Annotated in this window: 22 protein-coding genes and 2 tRNA genes; 18 read left to right on the forward strand and 6 right to left on the reverse strand. The window is 41.7% G+C overall.

Annotated features, from left to right (window positions below; translation table 11 throughout):
• The first annotated feature begins 457 nt into the window (after positions 1 to 457).
• Entirely contained in the window at positions 458 to 1,027 is a 570-nt protein-coding gene (locus tag MSWHS_RS00310; RefSeq protein WP_048125050.1) for a GMP synthase subunit A, read from the forward strand.
• Positions 1,028 to 1,517: 490 nt separating this feature from the next.
• Here MSWHS_RS00310 and MSWHS_RS00315 read toward each other — a convergent pair whose 3' ends face one another.
• From MSWHS_RS00315 to MSWHS_RS00325, 3 genes are all read right to left on the reverse strand, one after another.
• Positions 1,518 to 2,849, reverse strand: coding sequence for a signal recognition particle protein Srp54 (locus MSWHS_RS00315; RefSeq protein WP_048125052.1), 1,332 nt, complete (start codon positions 2,847 to 2,849; stop codon positions 1,518 to 1,520).
• A 382-nt stretch (positions 2,850 to 3,231) separates the two neighbouring features.
• Positions 3,232 to 3,306 (reverse strand) — tRNA-Met (locus MSWHS_RS00320).
• 89 nt (positions 3,307 to 3,395) lie between these two features.
• Positions 3,396 to 3,470: transfer RNA gene (locus MSWHS_RS00325), tRNA-Met, on the reverse strand.
• Between the two features lie 233 nt (positions 3,471 to 3,703).
• Between MSWHS_RS00325 and MSWHS_RS00330 the strand changes: the two genes are divergently transcribed.
• A complete protein-coding gene (locus tag MSWHS_RS00330) occupies positions 3,704 to 3,895 on the forward strand; it encodes a hypothetical protein (protein WP_048125054.1) in 192 nt (63 codons plus the stop codon).
• 111 nt (positions 3,896 to 4,006) lie between these two features.
• Here the strand turns inward: MSWHS_RS00330 and MSWHS_RS00335 are convergent, their stop codons facing one another.
• Positions 4,007 to 4,864 (reverse strand): protease inhibitor I42 family protein, encoded by an 858-nt coding sequence (locus MSWHS_RS00335; protein ID WP_048130128.1) that lies wholly within the window; start codon positions 4,862 to 4,864, stop codon positions 4,007 to 4,009.
• Between the two features lie 228 nt (positions 4,865 to 5,092).
• On the opposite strand from MSWHS_RS00335, the gene MSWHS_RS00340 reads away from it, so the two are divergent.
• Positions 5,093 to 5,707: a hypothetical protein gene (locus MSWHS_RS00340; RefSeq protein ID WP_197073996.1), complete on the forward strand. Its 615-nt coding sequence runs from the start codon at positions 5,093 to 5,095 to the stop codon at positions 5,705 to 5,707.
• A gap of 258 nt (positions 5,708 to 5,965) precedes the next feature.
• On the opposite strand, the gene MSWHS_RS00350 is transcribed toward MSWHS_RS00340, so the two are convergent.
• Complete coding sequence (locus MSWHS_RS00350) at positions 5,966 to 6,748, reverse strand: winged helix-turn-helix domain-containing protein (RefSeq protein ID WP_048125060.1); 783 nt, start codon at positions 6,746 to 6,748, stop codon at positions 5,966 to 5,968.
• Positions 6,749 to 7,001: 253 nt separating this feature from the next.
• Here MSWHS_RS00350 and MSWHS_RS00355 point away from each other — a divergent pair, with 253 nt between their 5' ends.
• Together MSWHS_RS00355 and MSWHS_RS00360 are read left to right on the forward strand one after the other, a co-directional pair.
• A complete protein-coding gene (locus MSWHS_RS00355; RefSeq protein WP_231585688.1) occupies positions 7,002 to 7,676 on the forward strand; it encodes a phosphoribosyltransferase in 675 nt (224 codons plus the stop codon).
• 314 nt (positions 7,677 to 7,990) lie between these two features.
• A complete protein-coding gene (locus MSWHS_RS00360; RefSeq protein ID WP_048125062.1) occupies positions 7,991 to 8,449 on the forward strand; it encodes a Zn-ribbon domain-containing protein in 459 nt (152 codons plus the stop codon).
• A gap of 84 nt (positions 8,450 to 8,533) precedes the next feature.
• Here MSWHS_RS00360 and MSWHS_RS00365 read toward each other — a convergent pair whose 3' ends face one another.
• Positions 8,534 to 8,965: a hypothetical protein gene (locus tag MSWHS_RS00365; protein ID WP_156151172.1), complete on the reverse strand. Its 432-nt coding sequence runs from the start codon at positions 8,963 to 8,965 to the stop codon at positions 8,534 to 8,536.
• On the opposite strand from MSWHS_RS00365, the gene MSWHS_RS18245 reads away from it, so the two are divergent.
• From MSWHS_RS18245 to mnhG, 13 genes are all read left to right on the forward strand, one after another.
• Positions 8,956 to 10,329, forward strand: a complete 1,374-nt coding sequence (locus tag MSWHS_RS18245) for a hypothetical protein (RefSeq protein WP_052722518.1) — start codon at positions 8,956 to 8,958, stop codon at positions 10,327 to 10,329. The genes MSWHS_RS00365 and MSWHS_RS18245 overlap by 10 nt on opposite strands.
• A 15-nt stretch (positions 10,330 to 10,344) precedes the next feature.
• The gene (locus MSWHS_RS00380) at positions 10,345 to 11,001 is read left to right on the forward strand and encodes a hypothetical protein (protein WP_048125066.1); all 657 of its coding nucleotides are present in this window, start codon (positions 10,345 to 10,347) and stop codon (positions 10,999 to 11,001) included.
• 527 nt (positions 11,002 to 11,528) lie between these two features.
• Entirely contained in the window at positions 11,529 to 12,221 is a 693-nt protein-coding gene (locus MSWHS_RS00385) for an ArsR family transcriptional regulator (protein ID WP_048125068.1), read from the forward strand.
• Positions 12,218 to 14,482 (forward strand): CDC48 family AAA ATPase, encoded by a 2,265-nt coding sequence (locus tag MSWHS_RS00390; protein ID WP_048125070.1) that lies wholly within the window; start codon positions 12,218 to 12,220, stop codon positions 14,480 to 14,482. Before MSWHS_RS00385 ends, MSWHS_RS00390 begins: the two co-directional genes overlap by 4 nt.
• 138 nt (positions 14,483 to 14,620) lie before the next feature.
• Positions 14,621 to 15,145 carry an archaeal heat shock protein Hsp20 gene (gene hsp20 / locus MSWHS_RS00395; protein WP_048125072.1) on the forward strand — a complete coding sequence of 175 codons (525 nt, stop codon included), beginning with the start codon at positions 14,621 to 14,623 and terminating at the stop codon, positions 15,143 to 15,145.
• Between the two features lie 34 nt (positions 15,146 to 15,179).
• The gene (locus MSWHS_RS00400; protein ID WP_048125074.1) at positions 15,180 to 15,677 is read left to right on the forward strand and encodes an Hsp20/alpha crystallin family protein; all 498 of its coding nucleotides are present in this window, start codon (positions 15,180 to 15,182) and stop codon (positions 15,675 to 15,677) included.
• Between the two features lie 1,214 nt (positions 15,678 to 16,891).
• Positions 16,892 to 19,312 (forward strand): hydrogen gas-evolving membrane-bound hydrogenase subunit E, encoded by a 2,421-nt coding sequence (gene mbhE, locus MSWHS_RS00410; RefSeq protein WP_048125080.1) that lies wholly within the window; start codon positions 16,892 to 16,894, stop codon positions 19,310 to 19,312.
• Positions 19,312 to 19,767: a monovalent cation/H+ antiporter subunit B gene (locus tag MSWHS_RS00415; RefSeq protein WP_048125083.1), complete on the forward strand. Its 456-nt coding sequence runs from the start codon at positions 19,312 to 19,314 to the stop codon at positions 19,765 to 19,767. Before mbhE ends, MSWHS_RS00415 begins: the two co-directional genes overlap by 1 nt.
• Entirely contained in the window at positions 19,760 to 20,185 is a 426-nt protein-coding gene (locus MSWHS_RS00420; protein ID WP_048125085.1) for an NADH-quinone oxidoreductase subunit K, read from the forward strand. Before MSWHS_RS00415 ends, MSWHS_RS00420 begins: the two co-directional genes overlap by 8 nt.
• The gene (locus MSWHS_RS00425; protein ID WP_048125086.1) at positions 20,182 to 21,750 is read left to right on the forward strand and encodes a proton-conducting transporter membrane subunit; all 1,569 of its coding nucleotides are present in this window, start codon (positions 20,182 to 20,184) and stop codon (positions 21,748 to 21,750) included. Before MSWHS_RS00420 ends, MSWHS_RS00425 begins: the two co-directional genes overlap by 4 nt.
• A complete protein-coding gene (locus MSWHS_RS00430; RefSeq protein WP_048158631.1) occupies positions 21,747 to 22,244 on the forward strand; it encodes a Na+/H+ antiporter subunit E in 498 nt (165 codons plus the stop codon). Before MSWHS_RS00425 ends, MSWHS_RS00430 begins: the two co-directional genes overlap by 4 nt.
• Positions 22,241 to 22,516, forward strand: coding sequence for a cation:proton antiporter (locus tag MSWHS_RS00435; RefSeq protein WP_052722519.1), 276 nt, complete (start codon positions 22,241 to 22,243; stop codon positions 22,514 to 22,516). The genes MSWHS_RS00430 and MSWHS_RS00435 overlap by 4 nt, the downstream gene beginning before the upstream one ends.
• Positions 22,516 to 22,935, forward strand: coding sequence for a monovalent cation/H(+) antiporter subunit G (gene mnhG / locus MSWHS_RS00440; protein WP_048158632.1), 420 nt, complete (start codon positions 22,516 to 22,518; stop codon positions 22,933 to 22,935). The genes MSWHS_RS00435 and mnhG overlap by 1 nt, the downstream gene beginning before the upstream one ends.
• Positions 22,936 to 23,820: the final 885 nt, after the last annotated feature.

A 23,820-nucleotide genomic window follows, 5' to 3' on the forward strand; every position in this document is an offset into this window, starting at 1 on the left:
TTTACGTTATTTGTAAGTTTTATTGATTTTTATTAATTGATTTATTCTAGCGTGCTAGTATGTCACATACTAACACACATCTTATATTTAAACTTATTCAAGCTCTGATTCTTGTCAATTTTTCCAGTCACCATAGATTTAGATGACATGTATTGAACTAATATGTGCATCTATGTACTATAATGTTCAGTTCTTAAAGTTATCTCTTATTTGACAGGTATTTGACAGTTCAAGTTCACTATGCTTGCGATGGTTGCCCTGCATATCTTCTCTTTTTTAGATCGCTGCATGAGTCTGAAAACTGTGGATTTGAAGAGTAAGAAAGAGCTGAAGCAAAGCCAGAAAGATACATAAATTAAAATAGGATAACGCGGGCTAAAATAAGATAACATAGGCTAATAGGATAAGCTCAGAGCTAAGAATCATTTCATTTTTATAAACAGGAATGGAAGGAACTATGAACGAATTAAAAATCCTTGTTGTAAATAATTACGGGCAATTTTGCCACCTCATTCACAGGGCTGTCCGGGATCTTGACATGGATACAAAAATTATTTCCAATGTAACCCCGATAGAGGATATTCTGGCAGAAGAGCCTGACGGGCTGATCCTGAGTGGCGGGCCGGAGATGGAAAAGGCAGGCCTTTGTTTTGACTATGTTCGGGAAATCGATATTCCTATTCTTGGGATCTGCCTCGGGCACCAGGCAATTGCCCTGGCTTACGGGGGGCACGTCCATGCAGGGAAAAAAGGCGGGTATGCCGAGATTGAAATAGAGGTCCTCGAAGAAGACGACATACTCAGGGGACTTGGCTCAAAAACAACTGTATGGGCTTCCCATGCCGATGAGGTTGCTATTCTTCCTGAAGGCTTTATTCATCTTGCTCGCTCAGATGTCTGCGAGATTGAAGCCATGCGCCACCCCACAAAACCGATTTATGGCGTTCAATGGCATCCAGAGGTTTCCCACACAAAGAAGGGAGACGAGCTGCTGATGAATTTCTTTGAGGTATGTGACCAGTACTGACATTTCTCTAATTCTATAAAGAGCTCTAAACGGATCAGAGTTCTCTACAGAGTTCTCTACAGAGTTCTCTACAGAGTTCTCTACAGAGTTCTCTAAACGGATCAGAGTTCTCTAAACGGATCAGAGTTCTTTAAACGGATCAGAGTTCTTTAAACGGATCAGAGTTCTTTAAACGGATCAGAGTTCTTTAAACGGATCAGAGTTCTTTAAACGGATCAGAGTTCTTTAAACGGATCAGAGTTCTTTAAACGGATCAGAGTTCTCTAAACGGATCAGAGTTCTCTAAACGGATCAGAGTTCTCTAAACGGATCAGAGTTCTTTAAACGGATCAGAGTTCTCTAAACGGATCAGAGTTCTCTAAACGGATCAGAGTTCTCTAAAAGAATCCGAATTCTATATAAAAATCCTGTGAGTTTTAAGAATCACGGGAAAAAGGTGCAAAGATAATAAAAGTATAAAAAAGAAAGACAGAAGAAAGTCCCGGGATTATTACATCCCCATTTTCTTCTTCATCATTTTCTGAATATTGAATTTTCCGCCTCTAAAGCCTTTCAAAGCCGTCTGCATGGTTTTGTGGTACTTCAGAAGTTCTCTTACATCTTCCGGGCTGCAGCCTGAACCTCTTGAGATTCTTTTGATCCTTGAACCACTTATGAGTTTAGGGTCTGTCATTTCATCTTCTGTCATTGAGTCCATGATGACCTTGTAGTTTTTCATCTTGTCACTGGTAGCCTGGAACATTTCGTCTGAGAACTTCGCGCCTCCCATTCCTCCTATGCCCATCGGGAGCATTGACATGATCTGTTTCAGAGGCCCCATCTTATTCATTGCTTCGAGCTGCTTGTACATATCCTTCAGGGTGAAACGTCCCTGCATCAGGGCTTCAACATTTACGTCTTCTTCACTCAGGCTTTCTTCTGCTTTTTCCATCAGGCTCTTAAGGTCTCCCATTCCGAGCAGCCTTGAAATGAACCTGTCAGCTTCGAATTTTTCAAAATCTTCCGGGGTTTCCCCGACTCCGATAAAAGCAATCGGAGCTTTTGTTTCGGAAACTGCTGAAAGGGCTCCACCACCTTTTGCTGTTCCGTCCAGTTTTGTGATGATAACTCCTGTAATCCCTACAGAGTCATTGAAAGCATGAGCTTGCTGGCTTGCCTGCTGCCCGATGCCTGCGTCCAGAATCATGAACCTGTGGTCGGGTTTTGTAACAGCATTGATCTGTTCCATTTCCTCTATCAGTTCGGCTTCAAGGGCGTGCCTGCCTGCAGTGTCTACAATTTTTATATCGTATTTTTCAAGTTCTTTAAGGCCGTTTCTTGTAATCTCGACGGCATCGGGGTTTCCTTCTTCCCCGTAAAATGCTACATTGAGCTTTTCACAGAGGGTCTTGAGCTGGTGGTAAGCCCCAGGACGGAAGGTGTCTGCGGCAATAACTCCTGCTTTGAGTCCCTTTCTCTGGAAGTAGCGAGCAAGTTTTGCAGTACTTGTAGTTTTTCCGCTCCCCTGCAGCCCTACCATCATTATGGTCTGGGGTTTGAGCTGTATCTCCGCTCCCTTCCCGATGATTTCCATCAGTTCCTGGTAAACAATGCGGATTACATGCTCCCTCGGATTCATACCCGCAGGAGGTTCTTCTTTCATTGCACGCTCTTTGATTCTCTGGGACATCCCCATGACAAGTTTTACGTTAACATCGGCCTGGAGCAGAGCCCGTTGAATATCCTTTACCACTTCGTTGACCGTGCGCTCATCAATTCTCCCTGCGCCGATCAGTTTCTTGAGTGCCCCCTGTAAGGAGTCTCCGAGTTTTTCCATTACCATATGAGAATCGTCCTGCTTAATTTTGAGAATGGATAAAAAGGTAGTTTAAGTTCCGTTTATTAGCCTGTGAAAGAAGGTTACTTTTTCTTGCGTTTATTTTTTTCCAAATATCAGAAAGTGGTTTTTTGAATTTATTTCAACCTGTATAAAATTTATTTCAATCCTGTATAAGAAAGTGATCTTTACTTAATAAGCCTTTGAGTTTCTTACGCTTTAAAAAGGTATGTAGAACACATAATATGGGATTGATTATTCAAGATCTGATTGATTAATCTGGGTAGGTACGCCTTTTCCTATAAAAAATAGAGGTATGGTACAAAATCTGAGCTAATATAAAATTATTGGGTATGGAAAAACGAAACCAAATTTTAAAAGAAGTAGATAGCGGGGGATGGATTCGAACCATCGGTCTACGGGTTATGAGCCCGTCGGGATCTCCTGGCTACCCCACCCCGCTACGGGGCTTTTCGATTTATTCTGTCCATAAGGATAATTATCATGAAAAATGTTATTTGAAAGTTCTCTGATTATCTGAACGTTCTCTGATAGCGGGGGATGGATTCGAACCATCGGTCTACGGGTTATGAGCCCGTCGGGATCTCCTGGCTACCCCACCCCGCTACAGGGTTTTTGGTCAGGCACCTTGCCTGAGACAACTATCTGAACATACTAACGATTACTTATATACTTTTCGCTTGATCCTGCGATCTTTCCGGGAAATCTGGAAAACTTATGGTTTGCTTTAGAGGCTTCGCAGTCTCAATCCAACGTTTTATATTTTTTTATCTCTTGTTTTGCTAGCTAACCGGGCTTTTCGGGAAAGATATTTGAAAGCTGGAGCCCCACATTATACTATGACCAGATGCTTGTTTTGCGGGGCCTATTGTGAAGTAAAATGTGGAGTTTACTGTGAAAGCTATTCCGGAAACCCGGAAGAAATAGAACACAAGGAAGATGTAAATATACTCGGGTGTACCCAGATAGGCACGTCGCATGTCTGCGACAGTTGTCTCAAAGACTTAAAACAAGCTCTGGGGCTCCTGTGAGATCGCTGGAAAAGAGGCTGCGTCTGATAGAAATAATTTTTTTCATGCCTCGCTTTCTTACTTGAGATAAGGGAAAAAAGGAAGTATAGGCATGAAAAGAGAGGCTGCAGTTCAGACTACTTCAACATTAAGTGTAAATTTATTTTCCGTGCCAGTTTCATTTTCCCAGGATCTTATATATATTGCTGTTACCTGCTGGTTTCCCTTAGAATCGGCTTTTATTTCCCACAGATGAACCCCACCAGCACCAATAAGGGGCTGTTCTCCTTCTTTCAACTCCGGAGGATAATATGTCCCAGAGAAATTGGTGGGGTTGAGTCCCTGGCTCAGGTTGAGTTGCCAGGAATAGCCTGTAGTTGGGTTTTCCTTAAGCCTCAGGTAAAAAGTCTCTCCTTTTTCGAGACTTATAGTTGTTCCATTATTAGCTTCGGTTATAATCTGCTGTCTCGGTGGCATAGGGCTTGTCAGTCCGTCTAATTTATTGTCAATAGCAAGCTCAAATGATCCGTTTACCCCGTTTACATTTACAGTATAGTTTCCGGCGCTGAGTCCCTGAACTTCAAGAGGAATCGTTTTTGTAAAGTTCTCTATAGCTTGGGTACACATTGCATCTGTTGGGCGCTTCGTCGTGATGTTGATATTGAAAGTGTTTCCTTCCCTTTCAGGCTTTATTTTGTCAATCTCAGTGCAGCCGTCAGGCAGGTAGCCTTCTGCTATCACCTGTATCTGCACGGGGAAAGATTCCAGAGTCAGAATCTCGATATTTTCCACGTTTGCTATACCATATGTGTATTCTTCAGTACTGATATTCTGACTCTCGTTTACTGAACTTTCTGTCTGGTTATCCGTATTATCCTGTCCATCCCCAACACAGCCGGAAAGAGCAACTGTAAAGATCATGAACAGAACTGCCGTCAATCTCACAGTTTTTATAGAACTATTAGAATTGTTATTTGTCCTTCTTTTCATTTTTCTCCCTCTTGCTTCTTCTAATTTATACATGGAAGGATAAGCTTGTTTGAATTTATCCTTTGCTTAAACTTCAGTTCTGTTCGCAGCTTTAACAGTAAGTTTATTATTTTGGTTTAAAATAAATCTATATTTTTTTTAAATCCTGTTATTGTAGGATGTTGAAAGCAGTACCTATAGCATTTTTTGTTTTTATCTATGTCATATGATATTTTTGGTGGAATTCGATTGAGGGTTGTGGTCATCACAAAGGGCATCACGCAAGTTCTACAATCGGTTATAGAATCGAAACAAAAAGTGGTTGGAATTGTTGATTGTGCCCCAACAAACGAATCAAATAAACTTCTTAGAGCAACAGGAAGGTTTCTTACAGGTATTCAATATTCGTTTGCCTCAAATCCTTTAAGCTTAAAACTTTTTTCCAGAAAAATGCAGATTCCTTATTATTATCTCAGAAAAAGGGAAAGCAAGGATCTGGAAAAATGGGGCAGGAGTGTGGAACCTGATCTTATTTATTCGTACCCTCCGGAGTATTGGGAACCAAATCCTCTGTTCTGGGAATATTATGGTTATATTTATGATTATATACTTGATCCTGGTGTAACCGTCCACTGCGTGGATAAGGAAGAAGATACAGGGGACATCGTCTGTCAGGAACGTGCCTTTATAAGTTCTGGGGAGAAACTTGAAGAAACCGGTCAGAAGTTAGTCTCTGCCGGGATTAAACTACTTTCAGAGACTATAGAGGCTCTTGAAAGCGGGAGTGTTGGGTTAAAATTCAGCCAGTTGACACTCCAATACCAAGGGCTAGAAAAATCAAACCTGAAGAATATAATAAGCTAATAAAGTGGGAAGATTGGAATGTTGAGAGAGTCTTCCGTTTTTAAATGGAACTCCGAATTACCATTCTACTCAGTTGAAGAAAAACAACCTTTACAGGCTGAGATTCAGTATCAGGGTTCTTGATTACGAAAACTGCAATATTTCCGGATATAAAGTCGGTGACCTCTATAAAGAAAAATCAGGATATTTTTTCGCTTGTAAAGACGGAAAAATATACGTTGATATAAAACCCTCTCTTGATAACATTTTTTCCAGGATTTATCCCTTTATCTCCTGAGCCTGGTCTTTATAATGGAGAATAAGGTCTTCAGCCCATTTCAAAGGGGCAGGTTCAAAGCTTATGACACTCTCCTGATCATAGGCTCCTTTCCATGTAAGGAAATCAGCCATCATGAAATATTCGGTTTTTGTCAGCATGGCTATTTTTACTTCGTCAGCGCAGACAAAAAGTCGCTTCTTTTCCTGATTCAGATAAAGTTTCAGTTCTTTCCCAAAGTCGTTTTTCAGCCTTTCATAAATTTTTTTTGTTACTATAAGGGTAATTTCAACATCGTTATTCTCAGTCTTCAGAAATGTTTCTTGAAATACAGGATGGAATATCGAAGATAGAAAAAGTATGGTTTTTGATTTTTCTACATTTTCCAGAAACACTTCAGGGGTCTCGAAAAGTTTATCGGGGTCGGGTTTTACAAGAGAATAAGGTTTTAATTCGTTAAGTCTCTCAAGAAAGACTGGAGACAAACCACTCAGATCTCGCTCCTGCCAGAAATCCTTATCCTCCTCAATAACCTCAAGAATATCAAGCAGTGGCTGCATTTTTTCGACCAGAACTTCTGCCAGAGGGGTAAGCCTGTATACTCTATCATCCTGCAAAACCAGAAACTCCTCCTTTAATTTTTTAATCTGGGGAAGCATCCCTGTAGGGGTAACATTAAGAATATCTACGATTTCTTCTATTGTTTTTCCTCCGTTTCTGAGAAGGATCAAAAGGTCCTTTCTTTTCTGGGACATAAAGAGCAGGTCTATCAGCATTTTATCCATTGTTCTCACTTTCCAGACTCCCGTTTCTACTGGATAATTTATTTTTTGAGTATTTCTTTTTTAGCTTTTTTCTGAACCATTTTTTAGCAAGATAAGAAAACTTAAAGCAAGATAAGAAAACTTAAAGTCTATGTTCTGAATTATATAATCTCGAAGGTAGAGCCTGGAAATGAGCGCTCCTTTAACAGTAAATTTCCTTGTAACGTACCGGGTTCCGGATCCGGGAGGTTTTTACATAGAATCGTTTAGATGTGTGCTTACGAACTGGGATTACATTTACAACCTGTGCCGAAATATTTCAAGAGAAATTAAAAGTTCGGGGTATGAGCCGGACGTCATTATCGCGCTTGCCAGAGGAGGTTGGTTTGCAGGACGTGTACTGTGTGATTTCCTGGGGCTCGATGACCTGTCCAGTCTGAAAATCGAGCACTACATAGGGACTGCAGCTATTGACACTGGTGAACCCTATATAAGATATCCTCTCTCAGACAATGTAATGGAAGGCAAAAAAGTGCTTATTGTGGATGACATTGTAGATACCGGGGAAAGTATGATCAGTGCTAAGGCTTACGTAGAAGGCAGGAACCCCAAAGAGATTCGAACTTCTTCTTTACAATACCTGGGGAGTTCGAAAATCGATCCTGATTATGTGGGGGAGCGACTTGAAGACTGGGCCTGGATTGTCTATCCCTGGAATTTTATGGAAGACATGATGAGTATTCTGACAAAAAGCATGAGAAAAGGCCCTAAAAAAATATGGAATCTTGAAGACCTTAAACATAGCCTCTACGTAAACCATGCCCTTGACCCCGTAGTTTTTGAAATCACTCAACCTGGCAGACTTCCGGAAGTTATGGAAGAAATGGTTCGAATCCATAGAGCCAGTTCTGAGGTTATTGACGGAAAGGAGTACTGGAAACTTCTATAAAAAGTTCTGCTATCCATAATACCTCAGCAGGAAATCCGTTAAATTTTTAGATTCAGCGGGTAGTTGACCTGTGTATCGGTAGTTTGTGTACCAATACAAATATACATATTTATTAAAGGTATTTATTTAAGATACCATTTAGGTATATGATATAAGTGCCAATCTCGTGTTAGAGTAAATCTCACAGACCGTTAAGAAGCCCTTTAAGTTATCCATTTAATATCAATTTAAGACATGTATCCAGGTAAGCTATTTACTTTATAGTCATAAAGCTTGCAACGATTAAGTTCATATTATTGATTACCGGTGAACTCATGCCCCACAGATGTACCAGATGCGGAACCATTTTTGAAGACGGGGATTCTGTAATCCTCAGCGGCTGCCCGAACTGCGGCTGGAATAAGTTCCTCTATGTGAAAAAAGAGCCAGAAGGTTTGGAAAACCAGGGAAGGCCCGCTCTGGAAGAACAAAAACTGGATCTGGAATCTTCTCTGGATGAAGTTGTCAGGAATATTGACGAAGCCCTTGCATCCGGAGAAAAAGACAGGGAGCAGCCGTCAGAAAATGAAAACAAAACTGAGGAAGAGAGGGTGGAATCTGTAAGGATCCTCGGTCCTGGTTCTTATGAACTTAATCTGGATTCCCTTTTAGAGCGAAAAGAACTTGTTATGGCAATCAGGGAAGAAGGTTCATATGCCCTCCATTTACCCTCTGTTTTTAACCAGCAGAAGGAAAGACAAAAAGAAAAATCAAAGTCAAAAAAGCAGAGATAATCCTGATCTTTTATTTTTTTTACCAAACTTTCCTTTTTAAACTTATCTTCGAAACTCTCTAACTTGCCATCATAATATATTTTTTTAGCATAACTTCTTATAAGTATCTCTATTTTTCTTCGGTTTATAAGTATCTCTATTTTTCTTCGGTTTATAAGTATCTCTATTTTTCTTCGGTTTATAAGTATCTCTATTTTTCTTCGGTTTATAAGTATCTCTATTTTTCTTCGGTTTATAAGTATCTCTATTTTTCTTCGGTTTATAAGTATCTCTATTTTTCTTCGGTTTATAAGTATCTCTATTTTTCTTCGGTTTATAAGTATCTCTATTTTTTTTCGGTTTATAAGTATCTCTATTTTTTTTCGGGTTTTTACCTTTTTCTATTGGCGTGGCCGTGTCAATGCACAAAAGTATGAAATAAAATAGGAAAGTTCTTCTAGGAAGAGCACAGATTAATTCTTTGTTGGGGAGTTTATTACTTATTATCTCCAGGGTGGGGGATTCGAATGAAAGCATATATTACAATAGTACTTGCAGCCTTTTTGACGCTGGCTGCTTTTTCAGGGTTTCTGGTTTTAACTGAAGACAATAGTAAAGTTAAAACTTCCGAATATTCTGGAACGCAACTTGATGAAATTGCTTTCAATGAAGGTTCATTCAAGAAATTTTCTGGAATCCCTGGAGACAATATCATTCAGAAGATCGAGATTCAGGACAATTCGCTTGAGTTCCAGGAGCATTGGGACGGATTAGAAACTGTTACAGTAGATGTTCAAGAATTCGAGCATGCCGCTTCAAATGGAGCTGTAAATCTCAGGTTATTGGAGAGAGACTTTGAAATAGAAATTGAGGAGATTTCCAGACTTAACGGAGGGAAGTCATATCGCTATTCGGGGTATATTAAAGGAATCCCTCAAAGTAAGGCAACTTTCTATGTATGCGGTGAGTTATTTAGTGGCTCCATAGAGTTTGAAGACCTGATGTATAATATTGCAGTTACCTCTGAGAAATATAATGGAAAAACTGTTCATACTGTATTTATAATTGACTGGAAAAAAGATCGAGAGAGATTGAAACGTTCGTTTAATCCCCTGAGGCTTATTTTTGTTGCGGGTTCAACAGGAAATTCTTCAGAGATTGAGAAATGTATGGCCGGTGAATACGGTGTATTTGAAGAAATAGAGTCTGGCAGGGATTTTTTCGAAATTCCTGAGGCTTGTGAGGATTTTGAGATTGTGATAGCAAATCCTCGAAGGTTCCGGGAATCCGCTTCAAATGGGACAGTGGATCTAAGCTTGATAGGAAAGCATTTTGAACTGAAGCTAAAAGAAACGAATACTTCCAGTTCACAGATAACCTATGCCGGATACATTATCGGAATGCCTCAAAGCAGTGCAGTTTTTGCAGTAGGCAACGATACAATTGACGGTTTCATTAATGTAGATTTTTACACCCTTTCCTATGGAATTATAGCTACGGATAAAAAATGTGATGGAAAAGTTGTCCATCTTATATGCAGATACTATAACGAAGACGCTGAAGAAGAATTAGATCAGGAATTTTCTGCAGATCCTCTGCAGTTCTTCCTGAAAAGTGATGATCAGAAAACACACGATATAAGCATCAAAATCCTCGATTTCTATAATGAATCAATATTCTACAAGACTTATTCGTTGAACCCGGGCAATGAAATTTCTTCTCCCGAGATTAGCGTGGAACCTGGAATTTACAGGTATGAGATTACTCTGGACAGCAATTTTACCTTTGAACAGGAAGTAAGGGCTGACTATGCTACCGATTCTGGTTCCTCTGAAAAACTGCATATAGACCTCGTAGACCACCCGGAATATCCGATAGTAATTGGGATTGAATCTACCTGAAGGGGTTTAATACATATGCAGGAAAAAGCAAAAAGTATAATTGCAATCATCATTGTCATGGCAGTATTATACTGTGCTCTTCCTCTATTCTATGAGACTTTTAATTATTATCCTCCCATGAAAGAGGATACGCCTTACAGAAGGACTGTACAGATATGGAACACTCTTACAAATCAAAGAGTAACCCTTGACACTGAAATTCCTTTAATACCTGTAAATCAGCTTCCGGTGTATCAGGGAAAATCTTCCTCAAACACTCTGAATGTTAGTTTTATTAACTCTAGTAAGTCTTATAATAAGAGCTACACTGAGGAAATTTATTTCCTTGTCTCGGATACGGGGGTTGCGGAAAGCAGGTTTAACTTAACCGATGGTTCTGCGGCTCTGGAACCCAAACAGATAGTAAGTTTTAAAACAGCGGGTTTAAATGACTCAGGTAACTATATAATCCAGCAGGTAAAAAACAGAAATTTCGTTACTCAGAAGGGTAAACTGCCGATGTTTTCACTGGGGAGGATCAGGATCACTGATGTCAAATTTGTTTATTTCAACGGGTTTGACACTTATCCCTACAGATATGAAGGTCAAACTACATATTATCCTGCCTGGAAAGTCATGGTTGAAACTTCAAATTACGGGGATGAAGTTTTGATGATTAAAGCATTTCAATGAATGAAAGATTAAAACATTTTAGTAAAATGTTTCCTCCCGGCTCAGTAATTCTTTTTAATTACCTCATCTTCATTTTTTTTTGTTCACATATTTTTTAACAAATAGTTTCTCCTCTATACAGGCCCAGATAATACTGAATAAGTTGGCACTACTGGAAAATTTCTGCTAAATTCCCAGGTATTTTCTAATATTGTCAGCCATATAGAAACATTTATATGTCATTATTGCTAACTAATGGTTACTAACTATTGTGCACATGCACCAATTAGTGCTCTGGCCAGGGATATCCGGTAACTTCTGCCATACAGATCAGTGAATTCTCTTTACCGGAGATTTGAGTAGCAGGAATAAGCAATTCAGGTGAACTGTAGAAAGGACCTGAGCTACTATTAAATATCTGTCAAATAAATATCTGACAAATATATTATGCATGTTATTATAATTACTGAGGAATATATAAAAAACAAAATTCAACACTTATCGTTAATTATACATCATAAAAATTCAATAATTACAGAGGAAAAAACATGGACCCAGCAAAACTACTTGACATCCTGGGGAATGAAAACCGTAGAAAGATAATTCAGCTTCTTGCAAACCGCCCCTGCTATGTCAGTGAAATTTCAGGTAGGCTGGGGGTGGGACCAAAGGCGATTATCAGTCATCTGAGCCTGTTAGAACAGGCAGGGATGATCGAGTTCAGTGTGGATGATCAGAGGCGCAAGTACTTCAATATTGCAAATAACATGAGGCTTGAGGTGTCCGTATCACCTTATGCATATACAATGTCTCTTCAGGACATTGATTTTGACAGGGAGAAAAAAGGGGAAAGATCCTCTGTCGAGAAGAAAGAAACTGTTGCTAGAGATGAATCATCCTGCTTCTTCCTGAAACTGAACGGCAAACTCCGTGAACTTAAAGAAAGGCAGGAAGAACTTGTGCAAATGCAGAAACAGCTACAGGTTGAATATATGGAACTGATGGACAGATGCCTGGACTCAATTGAAGAGGTTGCCAGAAATCCTGTAGAATGTGAGCTCCTGTTTGAGCTTCTGAAAAATGAGGCTACACCGGCTGTCCTCTGTTATAACCTGCGTCTTCACCCTAGCATTATAACGTCTAACCTTATGGATCTTGCAGAAAGGGGTTTTGTTGAATACACAATTAAAAATAATCAGCAGTATTGGAGAATATGTGAGACCGGAGTTGATAACAAATGACTGAAGAAATGAATCTGAGAGTAGCTGAGGCGTATCATAAGGATGTGGGTAGGGGAATTGCAAGAATTGATACCCGCATGATGCAGCAAATGGACCTTGTAAGTGGAGATATTATTGAAATCTCGGGTAAATCCAAGACTTACGCAATTGTCTGGCCTAACGTCGAGCGCGGGCAGGAGAGCAGGATTCGAATAGACGGAAACCTGCGCAGCAATGCAAAAGTTGGAATTGATGACAAAGTTACGGTCCAGAAGGTCGAGGCAAAACATGCGCAAAGGGTCACACTTGCTCCATCCCAGCCTGTCCGGCTTGTAGGCGGCGCCCATTACATCCTGAGAATAATCGAGGGCAGACCTCTGAACAAAGGTCAGCAGATCAGGGTTGAAACTGTAAATAATCCCCTTACTTTCGTTGTAGCATCTACAAGACCCGCAGGGCCGGTTGTCGTCACTAAAGACACTGAAATTGTTATCAAGGAAAAATCAATTGAGGAAATCAAGACTCCGGAAGGCATCTCATACGAGGACATCGGGGGGCTCAGGCGGGAAATCCAGCTTGTCAGGGAAATGATTGAGCTGCCAATGAGGCATCCTGAACTCTTCCAGAAGCTGGGAATCGAGCCTCCCAAAGGAGTCCTTCTTCGCGGTCCTCCCGGAACGGGCAAGACAATGATTGCAAAGGCAGTCGCAAGTGAAACTGATGCCAATTTCATCACCATAAGTGGTCCTGAAATCGTTTCCAAATATTATGGGGAAAGTGAACAAAAGCTCCGTGAGATCTTCGAAGAGGCTGAGAAGGATGCACCTTCCATTATCTTCATAGACGAAATTGACTCCATTGCCCCCAAACGCGGTGAAGTAACCGGAGAAATGGAAAGAAGAGTAGTTGCCCAGCTGCTTTCCCTGATGGACGGGCTCCAGTCCAGGGGGGAAGTAGTGGTCATAGCTGCCACAAACCGCCCGAATTCCATTGACGAAGCTCTCCGCCGCGGCGGAAGGTTTGACAGGGAAATTGAAATAGGAGTTCCTGACCGGAAAGGCAGAAAGCAGATTCTTCTGATCCACACCAGAGGTATGCCTCTTGAAGATGAAGTGAACCTTGGTGAAATTGCAGATGTGACCCACGGTTTTGTGGGAGCTGATCTGTCCTCTCTCTGTAAGGAAGCCGCGATGCATGCCCTTAGAAGGATCACTCCTGAAATCGATATCGAAGAGGATATCCCACAGGAAATCATTGACAATCTGGTGGTTACGAAGGAGGACTTCAGGGAAGCTCTGAAGAATATTGAGCCTTCAGCCATGCGAGAAGTCTACGTTGAAGTTCTGCATGTGGGCTGGGACGATATAGGTGGGCTGGAGGGTGCAAAACAGGAACTCCTCGAGTCTGTGGAATGGCCCCTCAAGTATCCCGAAATGTTCAAGGCTGTCAGTATAAAGCCCCCGAGAGGGGTGCTGCTTTTCGGGCCTCCGGGTACGGGCAAGACAATGCTTGCAAAAGCTGTTGCAAGTGAGAGTGAAGCCAACTTTATAAGTATAAAAGGCCCCGAACTGCTCAGTAAATATGTGGGTGAATCCGAGCGTGCAGTCAGGGAAACATTCCGAAAAGCAAAGCAGTCTGCTCCGACTGTAATTTTCTTTGATGAGATTGATTCAATTGCTCCTCAAAGAAGCTCTGTTTCCGATACCCATGTCTCCGAAAGAGTGGTAAGCCAGATCCTTACAGAACTTGACGGGGTAGAGGAACTCAAGGATGTGATAATAGTTGCTGCTACAAACCGGCCGGATATGGTAGACCCTGCCCTTCTGAGGCCTGGCCGTTTTGACAGGCTTATTTACATCAAACCGCCTGATAAAGAAGGCAGGGAGAAGATCTTTGAGATCCATACAAAAGAAAAACCTCTTGCAGAAGACGTAAATCTTTCCGAACTTGCTGAGATGACTGAAGGATATGTGGGTGCGGATATCGAGGGTATATGCAGGGAAGCGGCAATGCTCGCGCTCAGGGAAATAGTTACCCCGGGTATCGACCGAAAGTACATCCAGGAAAAGGTTGGAGAGGTCCGGATTTCCAAAAAACACTTCGAAAAAGCAATCCGCCGTGTAAAGCCTACAACATCCAGAGAAACTCTGAGTGCTTATGAAAAGAGTGCCGAACTCTTTGCCAGGTATGCAACTGATTTTGAGGAAGAATCTTCAGAAGTAAAAGAACAGGAAAAGAAAAGTGAGGAAATAGGAGTTCCGAGTTTTCTGCCTTCTGAATGAGGTTCTGCCTGGCATGCCGGTAAATACCGGCCGTTTTAATTTTTGTGAAAAAAGTAACCATTTCAATAATGACCTACTGATTTGAGTGGTACTCACTTAAGAAACTCAAGACGCATAACTTAATAATGATGTGATGAGATGGACAGAGACAGGAAAAAAAGAAGTTTTTTCGATGAAATATTTGGAATTGACCCCCTGAAGGATATGGACGAAATGTTCGAGCGCCTTAGCAGGGCCATGGGCATGAGCATGGATAACTTCGGGCAGCATCCTTTTGTTTATGGTTTTTCCGTTACCCAGCGGCAAGGGGAAGAACCTGAAATCAGGGAATTCGGCAACATCCCAATGTTTGAGCAGGCGGAAACCGGAGAAAAACGTTATCTTGACATAAGGAAACCCTTTATTGATGTACTGGAAACCGGGGCAACAGTCCATGTGATTGCCGAGATTCCAGGAATCGAGAAAGAAAACATTCAACTGAACGCAACTGATTTAATACTTGACATCGAAACATTAGATGGGAATCCAAAATATTCCGAACGTGTCGAACTGCCCGTAAAGGTAGACCCCCAGAGTGCTAAAGCCACATATAAAAATGGTGTGCTGGAAGTTACCTTTAACAGGCTGGAGTCCAGTTCTCGAACTTCAATTGATATAGAGTAATTTTTCGGGAGCGAGAGGTAAATCAGAGGTAATAATGGTGGGCACAAGAAAAAGAAAGGATTTCTTTGAAGATTTTGGGTCTGAACTTTTTGATAACCTGGAAGAGATGATCGAAGCCCTCCTGGAAGAAATGGGAGAGTCCGTTCCCTTTGTTTACGGATTTTCTATCATTCATCGCCCGGGGGAAGATCCTGAACTCCGGGAATTCGGAAATGTTCCGGAATACTCTCAAAACGAAGAGAACTTCTTTGCCTCAGAAACAAAAGAACCTTTAATTGACATATTTGAAAATGAGGACATGGTGTATGTACTTGCAGAATTCCCGGAGGTTGAAAAGAAAGATCTCCTGCTGCATGCTACCGCTCAACACCTTGAAATTAAAGTCCTTGGGCTTTCTGAATATTCGGAAAATGTGGAACTCCCAGTTCTCGTGGATCCGAAGAGTGCAAAAGCAAGTTACAAAAATGGAGTGCTTGAGGTTACCTTCAGGCGCTGCGCAGAAGAAAGTCTTGTAGCAATAGAGATCAATTAATTAGAAAAGACAGAGGACTGTTTCAGGGTGAAGGACAGGAAACAAAAGCCTGAACCCTGATAAATATGCTGAGTATAGGATTAGCATATAGAAGAATTATTGTTTTTCTCTTATTATAGAGAAAATAATTCTGAACCTCTTTTTATCAGCAGGCTTTTTTAATTTTCACTATTTTATCGAAAGCCTAATTCCCTAAAATATTTCCAGACCCTAAAATATTTCCAGACCCTAAAATATTTCCAGACCATTTCTGACAGTTTCAGAACCAGAAGGTTTCGAAGAATTATGTTAGATATACTCTTTTCCTTTTTGTGATCTTTTTTTGTCAGCTATTTCTTTTTTTTGACCAAGACCTTTCTTTCTAGTTTCTTTCTATTTTTATTTTTTTTACTTTCAATGAGCATATTTCTCTTTTTTATCTATTTGATTCATTTTATACGCAAGTTTCTATTTTTTGATATGTAATCATATATATTTAAATATAGAATTATTTTCAATAAACCTGCTACTGAATCATTCTCTATTGCTTTTTCAAATTAAATTTCCTGATACACAGTTTTAATTGTCTAAATAATTTCTATTGATTGAGGGGATAACTTATCAATTAATTTTGTCAATTATCCTGATTATATTGCTACTCAAAAAGGAAAAAAATTTTCTCTGACCTTTATTTTCATATTTTTTTTCTCGAAATCGCTGTTTTTCTTGATGGTGTTTTTTGGAAATATTCAAATATTTGAGAATCCACATGGAAATTAGTAAACCTAATGCTATCGGTTTTAAACCTCTACATTTATTTAGTTCTGATTTGGAGTACCGCATAACGTTCCATTAAACCCCCATAATGATAAAATCGGTAGCGTTAAGAACTGAGAAAATCTAAAATTTCAACGAAAAAAGTGGGATGTAATTTTAATTACGTAAAAATCTGCAGTTTTGAAAGGGAGGTATTTGCTGTAATCAGGAAATAATCCAGGAAGATTTCGTGTGCAATTTTGGACGCAAAATAGTTTGCTTGATGCTGAAGATGCGTCCAGTAAAAACCGAAACATTTTTACTATATGAAAAAAGAGTATACGCGAGGGAAATATAAGATTACATTATATCTTTATTTCCTATGTGGATTGAATTCTGGATTGAAACTTTTGAACCTGACTAGTATTCATTATCATTTATCAAGAACCAAAAAACTAAAGAGGTTGGGTTGATGATTCATGGATCCATTTAATGCAATAGTAATAGCTGTCTTTTTACCATTTATACTTGCATGGACTTTACCTGCGTTATATAAAGTATTTAAACAGAGGATTGGCTGGATTTCGGCACTTATAGCATTTACGTGTTTTGCGCTGAATACTCAGGTAATCCCGTACGCTATGGCAGGTACTCCTGTAAAGGGTTCGTTTACCTGGTTACCGGCAGCGGGTCTATCCTTAGACTTTTACGGAGACGGCATGGCTGTTCTCCTGGCATTAATCGTTTCAGGCATTGGTGTTATCATCATGTCTTATTCAAATGGTTATATGTCCACAAAGGAAGACCTGCCAAGGTATTACCAGTGGCTCTTACTCTTTATGGGTGCAATGCTGGGTATTGCCTATACAGACAATACGATCCAGATGTTTATTTTCTGGGAACTGACTAGTATAACATCTTTTATGCTTATCGGATACTGGAGAGAAAGACCAGAATCCGTATATGGCGCAACCAAAGCCTTTCTGGTAACTGCCGGTGGCGGACTTTTCATGTTCGCAGGCTTCCTGATGCTCAGGGTCATTACAGGCACTTATGCGATCTCTGAACTGGCTCAGAGTTCTGAACTCCTTGGAGTTCTCCACGGAAGCAACTTATACGTTGCAACTCTGATCCTGATCTTCATAGGGGCTGCTTCCAAATCAGCACAGGGGCCGTTCTATATTTGGCTGCCCAATGCTATGGAAGCTCCGACTCCTGTGAGCGCGTTCCTCCACTCGGCTACAATGGTCAAGGCTGGTGTCTATCTGGTTGCAAGGCTGCACCCTATCCTTTCGGGAACCCCCGAATGGCTTGTCCTGGTTGCCGGGACAGGGATGATCACCATGGTTATGGCGGGCTTCATGGCTTTCCGGCAGACGGATATCAAAGCCATCCTGGCGTACTCGACAATCAGCCAGCTGGCCTACCTGATGACCATGTATGGTTATAGTACGGCTGAACACCCGGGACTGGGCTTTGCGGCAGCAACCTTCCACATGTTGAACCACTCTACCTTCAAAGCTACCCTCTTCCTTGTGGCAGGTATCGTGGCTCACGAGACGACAACCCGAGATATCCGAAAATTGGGTGGGTTGCGTAAGGAAATGCCAAAAACGTTCATAGTTGCGGTGATCGCAGCAGCTTCAATGGCTGGTGTTCCTCCACTCAACGGGTTCCTTAGCAAGGAAATGTTCTATGAAACATCCCTTGAGATAGGTGAGCTGGTTTCAGAAACTTATGGAGGACCGTGGGCTATTGTCTTCCCGGCTGTTGCAGTGGCAGGTGGTGTATTCACCCTTATGTATTCTATCAGACTGATAGACGGGATCTTCCTCGGAGAGAGGACCCACGACCATGATGTTCCTCACCACGTGCACGAAGCTCCCTGGGTTATGCTGGCTCCGGCAGTTTTCCTTGTAGGTCTGATCATCTTCTTCGGGCTCTACCCCAAGTTCCCAATCGAAACTCTGATACAGCCTGCCTACAGCGGCCTTGTTCCCAACGCAGATCACCTGCATGTAGCGCTGTGGCATGGAGTAACCACGCCTCTTTTGATGACGATAGCAACCTTTGCCATCGGTATTGTGCTTTACAAGTTCTATGACTCACTTGCTGCCTGGCAGAACAGTTTCAACGACAAGCTTCCCTGGATCAGCACGAACTACTGGTACGATGCAACCGTAAACAACGCAAGAGACATAACCCACAAGTTCGCAGCGATTACCCAGCCAGGACCCATTGGAGTGTATATCAAGATGACATTACTCTTTATGGGTTTCCTGATCTTCTGGCCGGTCTATAAGTTTGGTATAGGCATGGGTATAGGAATTGGCAACATTCTGCCTGCAGGGATAAACTATGCTGCACAGCCTTATGAAATCGTGCTGTACGCTCTGATGATTCTGGCAGCGCTTGGTGCTGCAGTTCTTCCAAAATATCTGCCTGCGGTCATATCCCTCTCCGAACTTGGTTTCTTGGTAGCCCTGCTTTACGTATACCTCAAAGCTCCTGACCTTGCAATGACCCAGGTCTGCGTAGAAACCCTGTCCACCATTATTTTCATCCTGGTGGTCATGAAGGTTCCACAGAAGTTCAAGGAGCCTATGCCGGCAGGTAAGGTTCTGGTGAACCTGCTACTCTCAGGTGTTGTTTCATTTGGAGTTCTTGCCGTAATGTTAAATGCAAATATAGGGGTACTGGCTCCGTTTGAGACCTTCAACTACTACTTCATAGAGAAGGCTCTGGAAATGACCGGCGGACTTAACGTAGTTAACGTGATAGTCGTGGACTTCAGAGGGTATGATACCATCGGAGAAATCTCAGTCCTTTCCCTGGCAGCCCTTGGAGTGTATAGCCTTATCCTGAGCAGAGCAAAAAAGGTGAAGGGAGGTAAGGAATAATGGCCGATACCTCAGTAATTACCAAAACAATCGCAAAGGTCTGTTTGATGATCGATATGCTGTATTCAATCGATCTTTTGCTTATAGGAGGTAACAGGCCGGGTGGAGGTTTCATTGGTGGTGTGCTTTGTGCAGCTGGTATCGGACTAATCTACGTCGCATACGGGCATGATGCAATCAAGAAAATCTGGAATCCGGACTGGCATATGTGGTTTGGATACGGGCTCCTGTTTGCAAGCATAACTGCTTGGTCTCCATTATTTGCAGGCCACAAATTCTTCCGAAGTGCCTTTGATTTCATTCCCGTAGAAGTAGGAGGCATACACCTTTTTGAGCTTGAAATGGTCTCATCGATGTTCTTTGACCTTGGTGTGTACTTCGTAGTGGTCGGAGGTCTGCTGTTTATTGTAACTAAATTAGGAGCCGATAAAGGTCCGGAGGGAGAACATGAATAATTTTTTCCTTGAGCTTACAATCGCTCTGCTCTTCGGGATAGGAACTTTCCTGGTCCTCCGCAGGGACATGATGAAAGTTATTATCGGTTTCGGTGTAATTTCCCATGCCATTAACCTGTATATCGTTGGAAGCGGAGTTTTCACCGACGGTACCCTTGTACCTATTCTGGAGCATGAGCAGGCTTTAGAAGGTCTTGGCCAGGGGCTTATCTATAACGATAACCTGACAGCTGGAATTCTTGGGCCGATAACAACTAATCCGTATACAGAATTCGTGGACCCTCTTGTGCAGGCCCTTGTACTCACGGCAATTGTGATCGGGCTTGCAACCACTGCATTCGTATTGACTCTTTGCTACCGCGTCAATGAAGAATATGGTACTGTTGATGTCCAGGAACTCAGGAGGCTTCGAGAATGAGCTTTTTAATGGATAATCTGCCGATGCTCCTGGTTGCTATCCCTCTGTTAATGGCTCCGGTCACAATCCTGACCAAAAGTAATCCCGGGCTGCAAAAGGTACTCGACATCGTATCTGGCTTTGTTTTATTGTGCTTAAGTGCGCTCCTGATCACAACCGTCTGGAACAATGGAATTATTGCATATGATGTAGGAGAATTCGGAAAGTACGGGATTGTACTTGTAGCCGATCTGCTGGGTGCAGGGATGGTTCTTCTGAACTGCCTTATTGGCTTCTTGGGCTTGATTTACTCCTATGATTACATAGAAGAACAATCCCTTAATCAGACTTACCACTCCCTTTACAACCTGATGCTTGCAGGTATCAATGGAATCTTCCTGACGGGTGATATCTTCAATATGTTCGTCTTCTTCGAAGTAATGCTGCTTTCCTCGGCAGCTTTGATAGTTGCAAACGAAAACTCAAAGGTTACGAAGATTTCGGACAAGATGGAAGCCACAATGAAGTACCTGGTCCTGAACATTCTCGGGGGTAATGTGATGCTGATAGCAGTTGCGTCATTGTATGCATCTATCGGTTCCCTGAACATGGCAGACATTACCCTTAAGATCAGGGTGCTTGCTGAGGCAGGAGCTGTCCCATGGCACCTGTATGCAGTGGGCTTGCTCTTTATCATTGTATTTGGTGGTAAGGCAGCAATGTTCCCTCTACACTACTGGCTTCCGGATGTGCACCCCACAGCTCCGTCCCCTATCAGTGCAATGCTCAGTGGTGTTATCATAAAGATCGGAGCTTACGGTATACTCAGAGTCCTCTTTATGGTGTTTGCTCCCTTCCAGTCAGTGTACGGACCAGTCATTCTCTTCATGGCTCTGGTCACCCTGGGCTTGGGAGCAACTTCGGCAATAGGGCAGACGGATGTTAAGCGTATGCTGGCTTATTCCAGTGTATCCCAGATAGGATACGTCTTCCTGGGCTTTGGAATGGCAGCAATGGCAAATGCAGCCGGCGAAGCTGAGGCTGCAGCTCTAATTCTTGGCGCGTCCGTGGTCTACCTGATAAACCACGCACTTGCAAAGAGCATGTTGTTCCTTACCTCGGGTGGAATCATCCACACTGCCGAGACAAGGGATATGCGGCAGATGGGAGGCATGGTCAGCAAAGCTCCTATGATGGGTGTTGCTTTCCTTGTGGGAGCCATGTCCATTGGTGGAGTGCCCCCGATGGGAGGATTCATCTCCAAGTTCCTGCTCTTTGATGCAGGTCTTAGATCTCAGTTCTACATGCCCATAGGGATAGCTCTGATTTTTGCAGTCTTTACTCTCTTCTACATGTTCAGAGGCTGGATGCTTATATTCTGGGGAGAACGAGATCCGCAGTATGGGGAATATTCTCACCACAAACTGTCTCCTCTTATAGTGCTTCCAGTCCTGTTCCTGGCAGCTATTGTGCTGATCCTTGGACTGTACCCTGAACCTGTCGTAGAGTTATCACAGATCATTGCAAACCAGATTATTGATCCGCAGCCTTATATTGATGCAGTAATGGTGAGGGTGATCAGATGAAGCGTCGTACACTTACCTATATGGCACTTCCAGTTGTTTGGTGCCTTGTCAGCGGACAAATAACCCTTGGCAGCATTCTGCTTGGTTTCCTTTTTGGAATCGTAGTAGTAGCTCCCTTCAGCGAGCTGTACAGGCTGGATGAGGTGGTATACCCCACAGGAAACTGGATTTCAAAGATTCCGAAGAAAATCATGTATTTTTACGTTTTGATCAAGGAGATCATAAAGGCCAACATAGCAGTTGCAAAGATCGTCATCAAACCCACGATAGACATCAAACCGGGAATTATCGCGGTTCCTATCCGGACCAAAACCAATATCGGAATTACGGGTATTGCCAATACCATTACCCTTACCCCCGGAACCCTTACAGTGGACATTTCGGAAGATAAATCAATCCTCTATGTGCATTCTATCGATGCAACAGATCCCCAGGGCATTCGTGATTCCATCCGGGATGATCTTGAACACTATGTACTGGAGGCATTCGAATGATGATTACACTGGAACAGGCAAATTTCCTGGCACTGGTCGTTATGGTAGTTGCTCTGGTGCCAAGTACGTACAGAGTTCTGTACGGTCCGACTCTTCCTGACAGAATCGCAGCTTCAGATGCCGTGGGTAACGTTCTTGCAATGATATTTGCTCTCTATGCTTTCCAGGGACGTTCGATCTTCCTAATGGATGTTGCCATGCTGCTTTCAATCATCTCCTTTGTGGGGACGGTAATAGTAGCAAAGTATCTTGATACAGGGGAGGTGCTGTAATGGCTGTACTCGCGAATATACTGGATATAATCAGTATAATCTTTCTTGTTGTAGGGCTCATATTCCTATGTCTTGGAATGCTCGGCCTGCTGCGTTTACCTGATGTATACAACAGGCTGCACGCAACAACCAAGGTTGCAACCCTTGGTGCTCTCGGAGTCCTTGTGAGCATCATCATCCAGGAGGGCTATACACCAATGGGAGTAAAGGCGCTGACTGTAGGGCTTTTTATCCTGCTTACAGCTCCTATTTCAGGCCATATGATCGGCAAGGCAGCCTACCACTCAGGAGTAAAACTCTGTGAAGGCACCTGCCTGGACGAATACGGACCTGAACACGGGCCAAAAAGTGTACCAAAAAGCGTACCAAAAAGCGTACCAAAAAGCGTACCAAAAAACGGACAAAAGAGACAAAAATAAAAATAAAATGAATGTGTTTTTTAAACACATTCATCCTTTTGTTTTTTATCGGGTTTTTGTTTTTTCCGATTTATAGATATTTATAGATATTCGATTAGGCATCTGTTTCTTTTTTATCCGGTTCTAATTCGGTTTTTTTGATTCTATCGAATTTCTGTTTTCAGATTCTTTTTTTTCAGATATTCAGATTCTTTTTCTTTTTTCCAGATATTCAGATTCTTTTTTTCCCGGATTATAGCTGTAAAAAGTCAGGTGGCTTCAAATTTGAGGGAATGAGTTTATTTCAGCAGGATAAAAACCACTCCTGATGTAAAAAATAGCTTATTTTGAAATTGAAAGTCTAATGTTTTTTTTGCAAACAATAAAATTTTTTAGCCTTCTAAAAAGGGAATCAATTATGTTATCTATTTTCAGATCCCATTTATATATGCCAGTAAATCCCGGAGAAATTAAGGGTTCCTTTGTCAGATAGGCCCTTTTTTAGGAACCAACTTGAAAGCGAGTTATAATGGGTCTGAAAAGAGTTCTGAACATGATTCTACAGGATAAAGACCAAATTTGAAATACGGAAAAATTCTGAGTCCAGAAATGTTCTAAAAAAGAACAGGAACGGTCTTAAAAGAGTCAAATCGGATCGAAAAACGAATCAGAGCCAACTTTTAACAAATGATTCGCCATTGAAGATCCCTGAATTAAAATCATGGGTGAAATATTACCGGGATTTAAACTGGTTTTTTAAAGGGATTAAAGCAGTTTCGAGCTTTTTTTCAGCCAGATATTATCAATAAAGATTATCTGGTATGTGTAATATATAGACAACTCATTTAAATGGTATTTTTTCTTTTTTATATAGACTAAATCGAATAGGTATATGTTCTCCTCCGC

Origin of the sequence: Methanosarcina sp. WWM596 (genome assembly GCF_000969965.1) — an archaeon.
Lineage (GTDB): Archaea > Halobacteriota > Methanosarcinia > Methanosarcinales > Methanosarcinaceae > Methanosarcina.